16 protein-coding genes are annotated in these 15,558 nt (G+C 72.4%); 8 read left to right on the forward strand and 8 right to left on the reverse strand.

The annotated features are described in order from the left end of the window. Positions 1–9: 9 nt before the first annotated feature. The 4 genes from pepN to ACDF64_RS15780 all read left to right on the forward strand — a co-directional run bounded on the left by pepN (position 10) and on the right by ACDF64_RS15780 (position 5,940). Positions 10–2,583, forward strand: coding sequence for an aminopeptidase N (pepN, locus tag ACDF64_RS15765; RefSeq protein WP_394552308.1), 2,574 nt, complete (start codon positions 10–12; stop codon positions 2,581–2,583). 10 nt (positions 2,584–2,593) lie between these two features. Further along, entirely contained in the window at positions 2,594–3,670 is a 1,077-nt protein-coding gene (locus ACDF64_RS15770) for a mechanosensitive ion channel family protein (RefSeq protein WP_394552309.1), read from the forward strand. 101 nt (positions 3,671–3,771) lie between these two features. Continuing rightward, complete coding sequence (locus tag ACDF64_RS15775) at positions 3,772–4,179, forward strand: globin (RefSeq protein ID WP_394555175.1); 408 nt, start codon at positions 3,772–3,774, stop codon at positions 4,177–4,179. A 57-nt stretch (positions 4,180–4,236) separates the two neighbouring features. After that, positions 4,237–5,940, forward strand: a complete 1,704-nt coding sequence (locus tag ACDF64_RS15780; RefSeq protein WP_394552310.1) for an FAD-binding dehydrogenase — start codon at positions 4,237–4,239, stop codon at positions 5,938–5,940. A 54-nt stretch (positions 5,941–5,994) separates the two neighbouring features. Here the strand turns inward: ACDF64_RS15780 and ACDF64_RS15785 are convergent, their stop codons facing one another. Continuing rightward, positions 5,995–6,672 (reverse strand): hypothetical protein, encoded by a 678-nt coding sequence (locus ACDF64_RS15785; protein WP_394552311.1) that lies wholly within the window; start codon positions 6,670–6,672, stop codon positions 5,995–5,997. Positions 6,673–6,758: 86 nt separating this feature from the next. Between ACDF64_RS15785 and ACDF64_RS15790 the strand changes: the two genes are divergently transcribed. Next, complete coding sequence (locus tag ACDF64_RS15790) at positions 6,759–7,649, forward strand: acyl-CoA thioesterase (protein WP_394552312.1); 891 nt, start codon at positions 6,759–6,761, stop codon at positions 7,647–7,649. A 27-nt stretch (positions 7,650–7,676) separates the two neighbouring features. Here the strand turns inward: ACDF64_RS15790 and ACDF64_RS15795 are convergent, their stop codons facing one another. Together ACDF64_RS15795 and ACDF64_RS15800 are read right to left on the reverse strand one after the other, a co-directional pair. Next, positions 7,677–8,387, reverse strand: a complete 711-nt coding sequence (locus ACDF64_RS15795; RefSeq protein WP_394552313.1) for a zf-HC2 domain-containing protein — start codon at positions 8,385–8,387, stop codon at positions 7,677–7,679. Beyond that, positions 8,384–8,938 carry a sigma-70 family RNA polymerase sigma factor gene (locus ACDF64_RS15800; RefSeq protein WP_394555177.1) on the reverse strand — a complete coding sequence of 185 codons (555 nt, stop codon included), beginning with the start codon at positions 8,936–8,938 and terminating at the stop codon, positions 8,384–8,386. Before ACDF64_RS15800 ends, ACDF64_RS15795 begins: the two co-directional genes overlap by 4 nt. Positions 8,939–9,064: 126 nt before the next feature. Here ACDF64_RS15800 and ACDF64_RS15805 point away from each other — a divergent pair, with 126 nt between their 5' ends. Further along, entirely contained in the window at positions 9,065–9,493 is a 429-nt protein-coding gene (locus ACDF64_RS15805; RefSeq protein ID WP_394552314.1) for a ubiquinol-cytochrome c reductase iron-sulfur subunit, read from the forward strand. Between the two features lie 29 nt (positions 9,494–9,522). Here the strand turns inward: ACDF64_RS15805 and ACDF64_RS15810 are convergent, their stop codons facing one another. The 5 genes from ACDF64_RS15810 to msrA form a co-directional block, all read right to left on the reverse strand. Further along, a complete protein-coding gene (locus ACDF64_RS15810) occupies positions 9,523–9,999 on the reverse strand; it encodes an acyl-CoA thioesterase (RefSeq protein ID WP_394552315.1) in 477 nt (158 codons plus the stop codon). 2 nt (positions 10,000–10,001) lie between these two features. Then, positions 10,002–11,684: an energy-dependent translational throttle protein EttA gene (gene ettA, locus ACDF64_RS15815; protein WP_394552316.1), complete on the reverse strand. Its 1,683-nt coding sequence runs from the start codon at positions 11,682–11,684 to the stop codon at positions 10,002–10,004. A 108-nt stretch (positions 11,685–11,792) separates the two neighbouring features. Continuing rightward, entirely contained in the window at positions 11,793–12,290 is a 498-nt protein-coding gene (locus tag ACDF64_RS15820; protein WP_394552317.1) for a DUF6993 domain-containing protein, read from the reverse strand. A gap of 98 nt (positions 12,291–12,388) precedes the next feature. Further along, entirely contained in the window at positions 12,389–13,033 is a 645-nt protein-coding gene (locus ACDF64_RS15825; protein WP_394552318.1) for a single-stranded DNA-binding protein, read from the reverse strand. Positions 13,034–13,209: 176 nt separating this feature from the next. After that, the gene (gene msrA / locus ACDF64_RS15830) at positions 13,210–13,734 is read right to left on the reverse strand and encodes a peptide-methionine (S)-S-oxide reductase MsrA (RefSeq protein ID WP_394552319.1); all 525 of its coding nucleotides are present in this window, start codon (positions 13,732–13,734) and stop codon (positions 13,210–13,212) included. A gap of 18 nt (positions 13,735–13,752) precedes the next feature. On the opposite strand from msrA, the gene ACDF64_RS15835 reads away from it, so the two are divergent. Together ACDF64_RS15835 and ACDF64_RS15840 are read left to right on the forward strand one after the other, a co-directional pair. Beyond that, the gene (locus ACDF64_RS15835; RefSeq protein WP_394552320.1) at positions 13,753–14,760 is read left to right on the forward strand and encodes an aldo/keto reductase; all 1,008 of its coding nucleotides are present in this window, start codon (positions 13,753–13,755) and stop codon (positions 14,758–14,760) included. Between the two features lie 64 nt (positions 14,761–14,824). Beyond that, a complete protein-coding gene (locus ACDF64_RS15840; RefSeq protein ID WP_394552321.1) occupies positions 14,825–15,481 on the forward strand; it encodes a hypothetical protein in 657 nt (218 codons plus the stop codon). Positions 15,482–15,558: the final 77 nt, after the last annotated feature.

Consider the following 15,558-nt stretch of genomic DNA (forward strand, 5'->3'; position numbering starts at 1 on the left):
AGGTCATCGATGCCTGCTGCGAACCTGACCCGTCCCGAGGCCGAGGACCGCGCCGCGGTCGTCCGCGCCCCGGAGTACGACGTCGTGCTCGACCTGACCGGGCCCGATCGGTTCCGAAGCGACACGACCGTGCGATTCGAGGCGACGCCGGGCGCGGCGACGTTCATCGAGACGACGGCGACGGCGATCCAGGAGCTGGTCCTGAACGGGGTCCCGCTCGACGCGGCGTCCGCGTGGGACGGCCATCGCATCCGGCTCGACGCGCTCCGGGAGCGCAACGAGCTGCGGGTCGTGTCGACGCGCGAGTACACGAACACGGGCGAGGGCCTGCACCGGTTCGTCGACCCCGTCGACGGCGAGGCGTACCTGTACACCGAGTTCGCGGTCGCCGAGGCGAACCGCGTGTACGCGGTGTTCGACCAGCCCGACCTGAAGGCCGCGGTGCGCTTCACCATCACCGCGCCTGCGCACTGGTCGGTGCTGAGCAACGCCCCCTCCCCGGAGCCGGTGCCGGGCGAGGCATCCGACACCGCCGTCTGGGCCTTCGAGACCGGACCCGTGATCTCGAGCTACATCGTCGCGATCGTCGCGGGCCCGTACGCCTCTTGGCACGGAAGCGCCCGCAGCGTCGACGGACGGGACGTGCCGCTCGGCCTGTTCACCCGGGCCTCGCTCGCGCAGTACGCCGACGCCGACGTGATGTTCGACACCGTGCGCGCCGGGCTCGGGTTCTACGAGCAGGCGTTCGGCGTGCCGTACCCGTACGGCAAGTACGACCAGATCTTCGTCCCCGAGTACAACTGGGGCGCGATGGAGAACGTCGGCGCGGTCACGTTCAACGAGTCCTACCTGTTCCGCTCGCGCGTGTCCGACGCGCGCCGGGAGCAGCGCGCGATCGTCGTGTTGCACGAGCTCAGCCACATGTGGTTCGGCAACTCGGTGACGATGCGGTGGTGGAACGACCTGTGGCTCAACGAGTCGTTCGCGACCTGGGCGTCGACGCTCGCGACGTCGCAGGTCACCGAGTTCACGGGCGTCTGGGCGACGTTCGCGAGCGACGAGAAGACGCACGCCGCCGAGCAGGACCAGCTGGCGTCGACGCATCCGATCGTCGCCGAGATCCGCGACCTCGCCGACGTCGAGGTGAACTTCGACGCCATCACGTACGACAAGGGCGCCTCGGTGCTGAAGCAGCTCGTCGCCTGGGTCGGCCTCGACGCGTTCCAGCGCGGCGTGGGCGCGTACCTCGCCCGCCACGGCGGCGGCAACGCGACGCTGCGCGACCTGCTCGACGAGCTCGAGGCGGCCAGCGGCCGCGACCTCGCGCGCTGGAGCGAGCTCTGGCTCGAGACCGCGGGCGTGAACACGCTCCGCGCGGTGGTCGAGACGGATGCCTCGGGCGCGATCACGGCCGCGACGATCGAGCAGGCTGCGGCGCCGAGCCATCCGACGCTCCGCCCCCACCGCGTGGCCGTGGGCTGCTACCGGCGCACCGGCGATTCGCTCGTGCGCACCGAGCGGTTCGAGCTCGACGTCGACGGCGCGTCGACGCCGGTGCCGGAGCTCGTCGGCCTCGCCCGGCCGGACCTGCTGCTCGTGAACGACGACGACCTGACGTACGCGAAGATCCGCCTCGACGCGCCGAGCTTCCAGACCGCGGTCGAGCACCTCGGCCGCCTCGACGATCCCGTCGCCCGCGCTGTCGTGCTCGGCTCGGCGTGGGACGCCGTGCGCGACGCCGAGTTGCCCGCGAGCGACTTCGTCGCGCTCGTGCTGATGTCGGTGGGGCACGAGACGCAGTCCTCGTCCCGCGCGCTCGCGCTCTCGCGCCTCGAGTTCGCGCTCGCGCGGTACGTCGCCGACGGCCGTCGCGAGGCGCTCGCCGCCGAAGCCGGCGATGCGGTCTGGGCGCACGCGCAGCTGGCCGCCGAGGGCTCGGACGCGCAGCTCCAGCTCGTGAAGGCGCTCACCCGGCTCGCGTCGACCACCGCCCACGCGGACGTGCTCGCGGCCCTCGCCGACGGGTCGGTCGCGCTCGGGGGCCTCGAGGTCGACCTCGACCTGAGCTGGGAGATCGTCATCGCGCGCGCGGCGCTCGGCGCCGCCGACGAGGCCGAGATCGCGGCGCAGCTCGCGCGCGACGACACCGCGAAGGGCCGCCAGCTCGCGGAGACGGCGCGAGCGGCCCGCCCGGTCCAGCAGGTCAAGGATGCCGCGTGGCACCGCGTCGCGACGGATGCCTCGCTGTCGAACGACCTCGCGCGCGCGATCGCGGACGGCTGGCAGCGCACGGCCGACCCGTCGCTCCTGAAGACCGAGGTGCGCCGGTACTTCGCCATGCTCCAGGACGTGTGGGCGAACCGGTCGTTCACGATGGCCTCGCTCATCGTGCGCCGCCTGTACCCCGGACCCCTCGTGTCGGCCGAGCTCGCGACGCTCACGCGCGCGTGGCTGGAGGCCAACCCGGCGCCCGCGCCGCTGCACCGCCTCGTCTCGGAGCAGCTCTCCGAGCTCGAACGCGCGCTCGCCGCCCGGGCTCGGGACGAGTCGGCGCCGACCGCGCTCCCAGCGACCGCCGGTTAGACTCCCCGCCATGGCTGAACCGACCGACCCCGTGCTCAGCGCGGAGGCGTGGACTGGATTCGCCCAGTGGTGGGGGGACAACTGGGGCGTCATCGTCAGCAAGCTGGTGACGATCGTCATCATCGTCCTCGTCGCGCTGGTGATCCGCTGGCTCCTGCACTTCGTCATCGACCGCGTCGTGAACCGCGTCGTGAACGGCGTGAAACGCAAGCAGGACGTGACCGACACGCAGGCGCTGAACGCGTCGCCGCTCGCAGCGGTCCGGGTGGTGCAGCGCACGCGCACGCTCGGCTCGGTGCTGTCGAACATCGTGAACGTGACGCTGTTCATCGTCGTCGTGCTCATGATCGTCGCGACCATCAGCCAGGAGATCCTCGGCTCGTTCGCGCTGCTGTCGGCCGCGATCGGCGCGGGCCTCGGCTTCGGCGCGCAGAACATCGTGAAGGACTCCCTGAACGGGCTGTTCATGGTCGTGGAGGACCAGCTCGGCGTCGGCGACGTCGTCGACCTCGGGCCCGCGACGGGGATCGTCGAGGAGGTGCGGATCCGCATCACGACCGTGCGCGACGTGAACGGCACGCTGTGGTTCGTGCGCAACGGCGAGATCCTCCGCGTCGGCAACATGTCGCAGGGCTGGGCGCGCGTCATCATCGACCTCGCGGTCCCGTACGACGCGGACATCGACGCGGTCGAGGCCGCGCTCCTCGGCGCCGCCGTCGAGATGTCGCAGTCGTCCAAGTGGCGCTCCCGGGTCCTCGAGAAGCCGGAGGTCTGGGGCCTCGAGTCGATCTCGGCGGACGCGATGATCATCCGCGTCGTGATGAAGGTGCGCACGTCCGCGAAGGACGACGTCGCGCGCGAGCTGAGGATGCGCCTCAAGCACGCGCTCGACGCGATCGGCGTGAAGCTGCCGAGCCTGAACGCGGTCGTCCTATCGGGCTTCGACGGCGCGACGCGCGTGAAGGGCGCGCGCCCGCCGCGGACGGCGCCGAACAGCGTCCTGGTCGACGCGGTCGAGCCGTCGACGAAACGCACCCCGAAGCCCAAGACGACCAAGCCCGCTCCCCCGCCAGGAGGCTCCGAGTGACCGACCTGCCCATCCGTCCGGCCGCCGCGCGCGAGCCGGCCGCCGCGCGCGAGCCCGCCGCCGCGCGCGAGCCCGCCGCCGTCCCGCCCGCCTCCGTGCCGCTGCGCGGCAGCGAGCACGGCGCCGCGCTCGGGGCATCCTTCTACGAGCAGGTCGGCGGATCCGCGACGTTCGCGCGACTCGTCGACGAGTTCTACCGCGGCGTCGCCGAGGACCCGGTGCTCCGGCCCATGTACCCCGAGGAGGACCTCGGGCCCGCGAAGCTGCGCCTCCAGCTGTTCCTGGAGCAGTACTGGGGCGGCCCGGGCACCTACAGCGCCGAGCGGGGGCATCCTCGGCTCCGCCAGCGCCACCAGCCGTTCAAGGTGAACCCGGACGCCCGCGACCGCTGGCTCGCGCACATGCATGCCGCCGTAGGTACACTCGACCTGCCGCCGCTCGCGGAGGAGACCCTCTGGGACTACCTCCAGCGTGCGGCGTACGCGATGGTGAACACCTTCGACGCCTGATCCGGCCGGACCCGACCGCGCCGATCCCCCTGCCATCCCCGAGACGAAGGAGTCATCGTGGCAGCATCCCCCACCACCCCCGGCCGAGGCGCGGAGGACGCGGACCCGACCGCGTTCCGGGCCGACGCGATCGTCGTCGGCGCCGGCCTCAGCGGCCTCGTCGCGGCGGCGGAGCTCGTCGACGCCGGCAAGCGCGTCCTGATCGTCGACCAGGAGCCCGCTGCGAGCCTCGGCGGCCAGGCGCACTGGTCGTTCGGCGGGATCTTCCTCGTCGACTCGCCCGAGCAGCGCCGCATGGGCGTGAAGGACTCCATCGAGCTGGCCCGCGAGGACTGGGCCGGCACCGCCGGGTTCGACCGCGAGGACGAGGACGCCTGGGGCCGCAGGTGGGCCGACGCGTACCTCGACTGGGCGGCCGGCGAGAAGCGCGCCTGGCTGCACGAGAAGGGCGTGCGCTTCTTCCCGGTCGTCGGCTGGGCGGAGCGCGGCGACGGCCGCGCACGCGGCCACGGCAACTCGGTCCCGCGCTTCCACATCACGTGGGGCACGGGCCCCGGCGTGCTCGCGCCGTTCATCGCGCGCGTCCAGGCCGGGCGCGCGGCCGGGCTCGTCGAGTTCCGCCACCGGCACCGCGTCGACGGGCTGGTCGTGGACGGCGGCGCGGTCGTCGGCGTGCACGGGGCGCTCCTCGCGGACGACGCGGCCGAACGCGGCGAGTCGAGCAATCGCGACGTGATCGGCAACTTCGAGCTCCGCGCTCCCGCGGTCGTCGTGGCCTCCGGCGGCATCGGCGGCAACCACGAGCAGGTCCGCAAGCAGTGGCCCGCGCGCCTCGGCACGCCGCCCGCGGAGATGCTGTCGGGCGTGCCCGCGCACGTCGACGGCCGCATGCTCCCGATCGCCGAGGAGGCGGGCGCGCGGCTCGTGAACGGCGACCGCATGTGGCACTACGTCGAGGGCATCGACAACTGGGACCCGGTCTGGCCGATGCACGGCATCCGGATCCTCCCCGGGCCGTCGTCGATGTGGTTCGACGCGACCGGCAAGCGACTCCCGGTCCCGCTGTTCCCCGGCTTCGACACCCTCGGCACGCTCGAGCACCTCATGACGACCGGGTACGGCCACTCGTGGTTCGTCCTCACGCAGAAGATCATCGAGAAGGAGTTCGCGCTCTCGGGCAGCGAGCAGAACCCGGACTTCACCGGCAAGGACCTGAAGCTGCTCGCCCAGCGGCTGCGGGCCGGCGCGCCCGGCCCGGTCGAGGCGTTCAAGCAGCACGGCGCGGACTTCGTCGTCGCCGACACGCTCGAAGAGCTGTTCGCGGGCATGCGCGAGCTCACGGGCGACGCGCCGCTGGACACCGACGAGATCGAGCGCGAGCTCCGCGCGCGCGACCGCGAGCTCGACAACGAGTTCTCGAAGGACCTGCAGCTCGCCGCGATCCGGTCGGCGCGCACGTACCGCGGCGACAAGCTGATCCGGGCGGCGACGCCGCACAAGATCCTCGACCCCGCGGCCGGCCCGCTCATCGCGGTGAAGCTGCACATCCTCACGCGCAAGTCCCTCGGCGGCATCCAGACCGACCTCGACTCGCGCGCGCTCGGCGCCGACGGCGCGCCCGTGCCCGGCCTGTACGCGGTCGGCGAAGCCGCCGGGTTCGGCGGCGGCGGCGTGCACGGCTACCGCGCGCTCGAGGGCACGTTCCTCGGCGGCTGCCTCTTCACCGGCCTCAGGGCCGGGCGCGCGATCGCGCGCGGCTGAGCGGATGCCCCGCGCCGGGCGCCCCCGTGCGGGGCGTCCGGCCTGGGCGCCCGGTCAGGACTTCAGGGACCAGGGCTTCTGCCGGATGAGCACGTGGCCCCGGCGCGAACTGAGCCTGGTCCACGGCCCGGTCTCGAACACGCTGATGGGGTCCTCGCCGAGGAAGCCGAGGCTGTAGGCCGCGAAGGCGGCACCGGCGGGCACGTACTCGAGCCCCTCGATCCCCCGGCCCCAGATCTCGGACCGCACGCGCTGGACGAGCTGCTCCCCGGTCCCGGTCGGGATCGCCTGCGCGATCTCCTCGATGCCGGTGCGCGCGGCCGTCTCGAGCACGGATGCCTCGGTCTGCGACAGCGCCCGCCAGCCGCCGCGCGGCGGCGAGATGCCGGCCCAGGTGACCGTGCTGACCTCGTGCGGCCGGCTCATCGTGACGGGCCGGGACTCGTCGTCGCCGACCTCGGTGCGCGCGCGCGCGATCCGGTCGACCAGCGAGCGCATGGGCACGACGCTGTCGAAGTCCTCGGTGTCGACCAAGGCGAAGGTGCGCAGGCCCAGCACGGTCGGCGTCTCGTCGAGGATCCCCCGCGGGTACAGGATCGCCGAGTAGACCGCGAGGATCCCGGAACCGGCGATGAGCCGGACCGAGCCGTCCTCGACTCGACCGGCGCGCTGCAGGTAGGTGTGCAGGTCGCCGAGCGCGAGGCTGTCGGCGAGCGTGAAGTGCTGGACCATGGCCTGTCTAAACTACCAACGGAGCGCCGCGGCTCCCGCCGGGCACGCTCGCCCGCGGTCCAGCCCGCCCCGAGACGGAGGTCAACTTGTCCAACGCCCAGGAAGGCGCCCCCAGTCCGATCCAGGGCCTGCTCAACGCCCTGCGCCTCACCGACACCGGCGCCCGGACGAACGAGGACATCTTCACCGGTCCGTCGCAGTGGATGCCGATGGGCCGCGTGTTCGGCGGACAGGTGCTCGCGCAGTCCCTCACCGCGGCGACCCGGACGGTCGAGGACGACCGCCCGCTGCACTCGATGCACGGCTACTTCCTGCGCCCCGGCGACGTGAACCACCCGATCACGTTCGCGGTCGACCGCATCCACGACGGCCGCTCGTTCTCGACGCGGCGCACGCAGGCGTTCCAGCACGGCACGCCGATCCTGTCGCTCATCGCGTCGTTCCAGACGCGCGACGAGGGCCTGACGCATCAGGCCGAGATGCCCGCCGACCTCCCGGCGCCCGAGGACCTCCCGACCGCGGCCGAGGTGCTGAGCGGCATCGACCACTCGATCGCCCGGCACTGGTCGGAGCAGCGCCCGTTCGACGTCCGGCACGTCCCGTCGCCCATCTACCTGCGCGTCGACGGCGAGCGCGTCCCGCGCCAGGCGGTATGGATGCGCGCGATCGGGCGCCTGCCGGACGACCCGAAGCTGCACCGTGCGGCGCTCGCGTACGCGAGCGACTACTCGATCCTGGAGCCCGTGCTGCGCGGCCACGGCGTGGCGTGGGCGACGCCCGGACTCAAGGTCGCGAGCCTCGACCACGCGATGTGGTGGCACCGCGACGCGCGGGCCGACGAGTGGCTGCTCTACACGCAGGAGTCCCCCGCCGCAGGCGGCGGGCGCGGACTGTCGCTCGGGCGGATCCACACGCGCGACGGCGTGCTGGTCGCGAGCGTCGCGCAGGAGGGCATGATCCGGGTTCCCGGCGCCTGACCGGGAGGCGGTCAGCGCGGCACCACGTCAGCGCGGCACGTCGGCGCGCAGCACCACGGTGCCGGTGTCGATCTCCCGGATGTCGAGCGTCGCCATGTCGGCGATCGCGAGGGCCGTCGAGCCCTCGGCGCGCACGTCGTCGCTCGACCCGGAGCGCCAGCTCGAGACCATCGTCTGCCGACCGGACGTCGAGGTGACGTACAGCCCGTATCGCTCGCCGCTGCCGTATTCGCCGCCCGAGCCCGGGCCACTCGAGCCCTGGCCGCTCGCGCCGTCGCGGTGCGCGCAGTGCGTCGAGACCGCGGTCCCCCACGAGCGCGGTCGCAGGACGACCTCGGCGGTGACCGAGGTCGGCGCGTCCGCGCCGAGCGTCACCTCGACCGCGCTCGCGGAGGCGGGACCGAGCACGCCCGTGACGCCTGCGACGAGCACCCCCGCGACGAGGACCACGGATGCCGCGGCGGCCGACAGCAGAGCGACCACCCGCCGCCGCCGACCGCGCGCGTCGCGCAGGAGCCCCGCGAGGACCGCCGGCCCGGGTCCGGTCGAGCGATCCGACGCGACCGCGACCGTGTCGGCACCGACGCCCGCGAGCACGGGCGGGAGCCCGGCGAGCTCGGCGACCGCGTCGCGGCACCGCCGGCAGGTCGAGAGGTGCCGCTCGAACTCGCGGCGCTCGGCCGGCGACAGCGCCCCGAGCACGTAGGCGGCGTCCCAGTCCGCGTACCGATCGCTCACGGGGCCACCACCCCTCGCTCCTGCAGCGCGAGCCGCAGCGCCTTCAGCGCGTAGTGCAGTCGCGACTTCACGGTCCCGGCCGGGATGCCGAGCTCGGCTGCCGCCTCCGCGACGCTGCGCCCGCCGAAGTACACGCAGCGGAGCACTGCCCGGTGATCGTCCGTGAGGTCGCCGATCGCGTCGGCGACCAGCCACCGATCGAACGCCGCGTCCGTGGCATCCGCCTGCGCGCGTTCCGGCAGCTCGTCGACCGGGAACTCGCGGCGCGCGCGGGCGCTGCGCCGGTCGTCGATCACGAGGTTGCGCGCGACGGTGAACAGCCAGGCGCGCGCCGAGCCCTCGGTCTCGTCCAGCAGGCGCGGGCGCCGCCAGGCGCGCAGGAGCACCTCCTGGACGACGTCGTCGGCGAACGCGCGGTCGCCGGTGAGGTGCACGACGTACCGCCACAACGGCGATGCGTGCTCGTCGTGGATCGCCCGCAGCACCTGCTCGCGCTCGTCCGTGGCGTTCACCTCCATCGAATACACGAGTCCCGCGTGCATCCGGTTCATCGTCGCCCAGAGTTTCCGGCCCTCGGACGGCCGGCTTCGGCCGATGCTGAACCACGTGATGCCCCGGTTCGTGTTCTCCCCAGTGAACCGCTTGTCCAGCCCGTGTGCCACCGAGAGGACTCCACCATGGCCGCAGAGAACATCCGCGTCACCCGCCGCGCAGCGCTGAGCCTGACGGGGGCGGGAGCCGCCGCCGTCGCACTCGCCGCCTGCACCGCCGACACCGGGCAGTCGAACGGAAGCTCATCGGGCTCGGCCGACGGGTCGGGCGCGATCGCCGCGCTGTCCGAGGTGCCGGTCGGCGGCGGCATCAGCGCCACGATCGACGGCCAGCCGGCGCTCGTCGCGCAGCCGACGGCGGGGAAGGTGGTCGCGTTCAGCGCGATCTGCACGCACCAGGGATGCACCGTCGCCCCGGACGGCGGCGAGTTCCACTGCCCGTGCCACGGCTCGGTGTACGACCTCGCGACCGGCGAGGTCGTCAACGGTCCGGCAGTCAAGGCGTTGCCGGCCATCGCGGTGCGCGTCGAGGGCGACGACATCGTGGCCGGCTGAACGAGGACGACGAGGTCGCGGGCCTGCCGTCAGCGGCGCCGGAACGCGATGGGCTCGTCGACGTAGGGGCGCCACGCGTCGCGCTCGACCTCGGTGATCCGCCGGGGCGTACCGGTCGCCGCGTCCGTCAGCACGAGGGTCGTCGATGCACGCGTGTAGACCACGCGCGGCGCGGTCCCGGCGGGCGGGAAGACCTCGTAGCAGACCTCGAGGCTCGCGCCGCCCATCCGGCCGATCCAGAGTTCGATGTCGAGCGGCTGGCGGTGGTACGGGATCGGGCGGAGGTACTCGATCTCCTGGCGCGCGATCAAGGTGAACGTCGCGGTCCCCGGCCCCGCGTCGATGACCGCGGTGCTCGCGCCGACCGCGTGCTCCGACGTGTCGTCGGACACCCAGAACGCCTGGATGCGAGCCTCCTCGAGGAGGCTCAGCATCCTCGCGTTGTTGACGTGCCCGTACGCATCGAGGTCGCTCCACCGGAGCTGGGTCGGCACGTGCAGCCGCATGGTCAGTCCCGGGTGAGCTTGCGGTAGGTCGAGCGGTGCGGCTTCACGGCCTCGGGACCGAGGCGCTCGACCTTGTTCTCCTCGTAGCCCTCGAAGTTGCCCTCGTACCAGTACCACTTGGCCGGGTCCTCGTCGGTGCCCTCGTACGCGAGGATGTGCGTCGCGATGCGGTCGAGGAACCACCGGTCGTGCGTGATGACCACGGCACAGCCCGGGAACTCCAGGAGCGCGTTCTCGAGGCTCGACAGCGTCTCGACGTCGAGGTCGTTCGTCGGCTCGTCCAGGAGCAGCAGGTTGCCGCCCTGCTTCAGCGTGAGCGCGAGGTTCAGGCGGTTGCGCTCACCGCCCGAGAGCACGCCGGCCCGCTTCTGCTGGTCCGGGCCCTTGAACCCGAAGGTCGAGACGTACGCGCGGCTCGGCACCTCGGTCTTGCCGACCTGGATGTAGTCGAGCCCGTCGGACACGACCTCCCAGAGGGTCTTGTTCGGGTCGATGCCGCCTCGCGACTGGTCGACGTAGGAGATCTTGACGGTCTCGCCGATCTTCACGTCGCCGCCGTCGGTCGGTTCGAGGCCGACGATCGTCTTGAAGAGCGTGGTCTTGCCGACGCCGTTGGGGCCGATGATGCCGACGATGCCGTTGCGCGGGAGCGAGAAGCTCAGGCCGTCGATGAGCGTGCGGTCGCCGAAGCCCTTCTCCAGCTTCTTGACCTCGAGCACGATGTCGCCGAGGCGCGGACCCGCGGGGATCTGGATCTCCTCGAAGTCGAGCTTCCGCGTCCGCTCCGCCTCCGCGGCCATCTCCTCGTAGCGCGCGAGGCGCGACTTCGACTTGGCCTGGCGGCCCTTGGCGTTCGAGCGGACCCACTCGAGCTCCTCCTTGAGGCGCTTCTGGAGCTTCTGGTCCTTCTTGCCCTGCACCGTGAGGCGCTCGGACTTCTTCTCGAGGTAGGTCGAGTAGTTGCCCTCGTACGGGTAGAGGCGTCCGCGGTCGACCTCGCAGATCCACTCGGCGACGTGGTCGAGGAAGTACCGGTCGTGCGTGACCGCGAGGACCGCGCCGGGGTACTTGGCGAGGTGCTGCTCGAGCCAGAGCACGCTCTCGGCGTCGAGGTGGTTGGTCGGCTCGTCGAGGAGCAGGAGGTCGGGCTTCTGCAGGAGCAGCTTGCACAGCGCGACGCGGCGCTTCTCACCACCCGAGAGCACCGACACCGCGCTGTCGCTCGGCGGGCAGCGCAGCGCGTCCATCGCCTGCTCGAGCTGCGAGTCGAGGTCCCACGCGTCGGCCGCGTCGATGTCCTCCTGCAGCTTGCCCATCTCGGCGAGCAGCGTGTCGAAGTCGGCGTCCGGGTCGGCCATCGCGGCCGAGATCTCGTTGAACCGGTCGACCTTCGCCTTGATCTCGCCGACGCCCTCCTGGACGTTCTCGAGGACGGTCTTCGACTCGTCGAGCACGGGCTCCTGCATGAGGATGCCGACGCTGTAGCCGGGGCTGAGGCGCGCCTCGCCGTTCGAGGGCTGGTCGAGCCCGGCCATGATCTTCAGGATCGTGGACTTGCCCGCGCCGTTCGGACCGACGACGCCGATCTTCGCGCCGGGGAGGAACGCCATGGTGACGTCGTCGAGGATCAGCTTGTCCCCGACCGCCTTCCGCGCGCGCACCATCGAGTAGATGTATTCAGCCACACTGATCCCTTGCATCCCTGGGCGGACGATTCAACCCTCCACCCTACCCGGCGGTTCGCCACCGGGCTCACGGTCGGTCGAGCCGGCCGGGCGTCGGGGTGCCGCGCCTCAGCCGACCGGGACCGTGCTGCCGACGAGGCATCCGCCGGTGCCGAGCACGGGCCGGATCGCGCTGTGGTAGCCGCCCGCGGCCGGTCCGTACTGCCCGACCAGGCACTCGGCCTGGAACTCGACGGAGAACTGGATCGAGTCGGCCGGCGTGTTGAGCGTGGTCGTGTCGCTCGTCACCTGCATCTTCGAACGATCGAACCCTCCGGCGGCGAGCGCGTCGATGAACGCGCGCCCCTTGGCGTTCGGGTCCGCCGCGATGACCGAGAGGTTGACCCAGTCGAAGAACTCGAGGTTCTCCGACGCGGACAGCTCGGGCTTCAGCGCCGGGTCCGGCACCTCGACGGGCGGCGCATCCGCGGTCGGCACGGGCCGGCCGGTCGGCTCTGCGGTCGCGCTCGGAGTGGGTTCGGGCGCAGGACCGGTGCATCCGGTGAACAGCAGCGCAGCCGCGACGACCGCCGCGGAGAACGCGGGAGTCCGCAACCGCTCTCGCATACGTTCCTCTCCGTGCCCTCCGCCCGTGCCGAGTCTATGCGACCGGCACGGGCGGATCGGCAGTGCGCGGATGCCGCGTCGGCACCGCACGCGCGGCCTCAGCGAACGGATGCCCCGAGCAGCGCGCCGAACGCTCCGTCGGCGTCGGCGGCGTCGGCACCCTCGGCGTCGGCGTCGTCCTCGGGGTCGTCCTCGGCGTCGTCCTCGTCGTACGCCTCCGTCGGGAGCACGAGCGTCGAGCTCGCGACCTCGGACGCGCCGAACGGATCCTCCGATTCGCGCGCGCCGTCTGCGAGCGCGGGATCGTCGGCCGTGTCGGCGCCGACCTCGGCGGGCGAACCGCCGGTCGCGTCATCCGCGTCCGTCCCGACCGGCCGGGCGGCGGGCTGGAGGCGCCGGAGCGACGTGACGCCCCACGTCAGGTCGTGGCCGATCGCGTCGGCCTCGATCTCGACCGCGATGCCGCTGCGCTCGCCCGCCTGCCACTCGCGCAGCTTCAGGCGGCCGTGCACGATGACGTGCTCGCCCTTGCGCAGCGAGACCTGCGCGTTGTCGGCGAGCGTGCGGAACGCGGACACGGTGTACCAGTTCGTCTCGCCGTTCGCCCACGTGCCGCTCGCGCGGTCGAAGTAGCGCCGGGTGGAAGCGAGACGGAAGCTCGTGATCGCGAGTCGCTGCTGATCGGTGACGATGGACCGCGGGTCGCTGCCCACGATGCCGGTGATGGTGATGAGGTCGGTCATTCCTGCTCCTCGGGGTCGACGCCGCCGGGTGTCGACGGCTCGCGGCACCCGGGGCGCTCGTGCCGGAGGACGCCCCGGATGCCGCTTCGACGAGCATCGCCGCGTACCGCGGCGCACAGGATCGGGCGGCCGAACCCGTGGATCGACGGCGCGGAGCGCGACCTGTCGAGGAGTGCTCAGGCCGCGAGGTAGGCGGCGTACGAGCGGCGGATCTTGTTGACCTTCGGAACCGCGACGGCGAGGCAGTAGCCCTGGCCGGGATTCTTCGCGAAGAAGTCCTGGTGGTACTCCTCGGCCGGCCAGAACTCGCCGAGCGGCTCGATCACGGTGACGATCCCGCCGTCCCACCAGTCGCCCGCGCGATCGCGCGCGGCCTCGAAGAGCTCGCGCTGGGCGTCGCCGTCGAAGAACATCGCCGAGCGGTACTGCGTGCCCACGTCCTCGCCCTGCCGGTCGAGCTGGCGGGGGTCGTGGAGCGTGAAGAACACGTCGAGCACGACCTCGCGCGGCAGGACCTCGGGGTCGAACACGACCCGGACGACCTCGGCGTGCCCGGTCGCGCCCGTGCAGACCTGCTCGTAGGTCGGGTGCGCGGAGGTGCCGCCGCTGTAGCCCGAGACGACGTCCTCGACCCCGCGCAGCGTCCGGTACACGGCATCCAGGCACCAGAAGCATCCACCGGCCAGAACGAAGCTCTCCATCCTCCTAGGCTAATCGTCATGACCTTCCTCGCCGCCGCCGACCGCTACGACCGCATCCCCTATCGCCGTGTGGGCCGCAGCGGCCTGAAGCTTCCCGCCCTCTCGCTCGGCCTCTGGCACAACTTCGGCCACGATCGCCCGCTCGAGACGCAGCGCGCGATCGTTCGGCGGGCCTTCGACCTGGGCATCACGCACTTCGACCTCGCCAACAATTACGGTCCGCCCCCCGGCAGCGCCGAGGAGAACTTCGGCCGGCTGCTCGCGACCGACCTGAAGCCGTACCGCGACGAGCTCATCGTCTCGTCGAAGGCCGGTTACCACATGTGGGACGGCCCGTACGGCGAGTGGGGATCGCGCAAGAACCTCCTCGCCTCGCTCGACCAGAGCCTCGGCCGCCTCGGCCTCGAGTACGTCGACGTGTTCTACTCGCACCGCCCCGACCCCGAGACCCCGATCGAGGAGACGATGGGCGCGCTCGCGCACGCCGTCCGCCAGGGCAAGGCGCTCTACGTCGGCGTCTCGAACTACTCGCCCGAGCAGACCCGCCGCGCCGCCGAGGCGCTCGCGGCCGAGGGCGTGCCGCTGACGATCCACCAGCCGCGCTACTCGATGTTCGACCGCCACATCGAGGACGGCCTCTTCGACGCGCTCGAGGACGTCGGCGCGTCCGCGATCGTCTTCTCGCCGCTCGCGCAGGGGCTCCTGACCGACCGCTACCTCTCGGGCGACATCCCCGCCGGGTCGCGTGCCGCGACCAGCCACTTCCTGCCCGCCGAGCGGATCAGCGCCGGATACCTGGAGCGCGCCCGCGCGCTCGACGCGATCGCGCGCGAGCGCGACCAGACGCTCGCGCAGCTCGCTCTCACCTGGGTGCTCCGCCAGCCCCTCGTGGTGAGCGCGCTCATCGGCGCGTCGAGCGTCGCGCAGCTCGAGCAGAACGTGGCGGCGCTGGACGCGCCGGCGCTCACCGCCGAGGAGGTCGCGGCGATCGATCCGCACGCCGTGCACGGCACCGGGCTGTCCTGATCGCGGCCCGGCGCGCCGGGCCGCGTTCCCGGGCTCGACGGCCCGTGCGCGCTAGCCTGCCCGCATGGAGTGGTGGAACGACTTCCTGACCTGGCTCGACGCACCGAGCACGCGACCGACCCTGTTCGCCGCGGGCGTCCTGTTCGTCGCGGTCGTCGCGGCGGGACTGCTCGCGGCGTGGATCTCGACGGGGGCCGTCCGCCGCGTCGTCGCGCAACGCGACCGCGAACTCCGGTCGAACGCGATCGCCACGCTGGTCGATGCCGCGACCGAGGCATCCGTGTGGAACTCGCTCACGCCGCAGGAGCAGGTGCTCGCCGATCGCGCGGTCGGCCAGGCGGACGTCCTCGTCCGGCTCCTGCCGATCCGCGGCGCCGATGTCGCCGCCAACTGGTCGGCGCACCAGCTCCACGAGCTCAAGCGCGCGTCCGCGACGTTCGGCTACCAGCTCGACCCGGCGGTCGGCGAGTTCCGCGACCGCATGGTCGAGTGGCAGCGCCACCCGGGGCGCGCGAAGCGCGGGTTCCAGAACGACCTGGTGCGCTGGCGCACGCAGCGGCAGGAGCCCGAGCAGGACATCGTCGACGCCCAGGACCAGTGGGTCGCCGAGCAGCACCACGACCGCTACCGCGACACCGCCGCGTACGAGCAGCCGGTCACGGTCGCGACCTCGCCGACCGCGGTCGTCGTCTCCGACCCGTCGAAGCCCGCGGGGACCTGACCGGGCTGCGACCCGATCCGCGCACGAGGGAGGCGGCCGGCTCGATTCGAGCCGGCCGCCCCGTCGTCGCCCCGGGA

Origin of the sequence: Agromyces sp. MMS24-JH15 (assembly GCF_043518605.1) — a bacterium.
In the GTDB taxonomy this organism is placed as follows: Bacteria; Actinomycetota; Actinomycetes; order Actinomycetales; family Microbacteriaceae; genus Agromyces.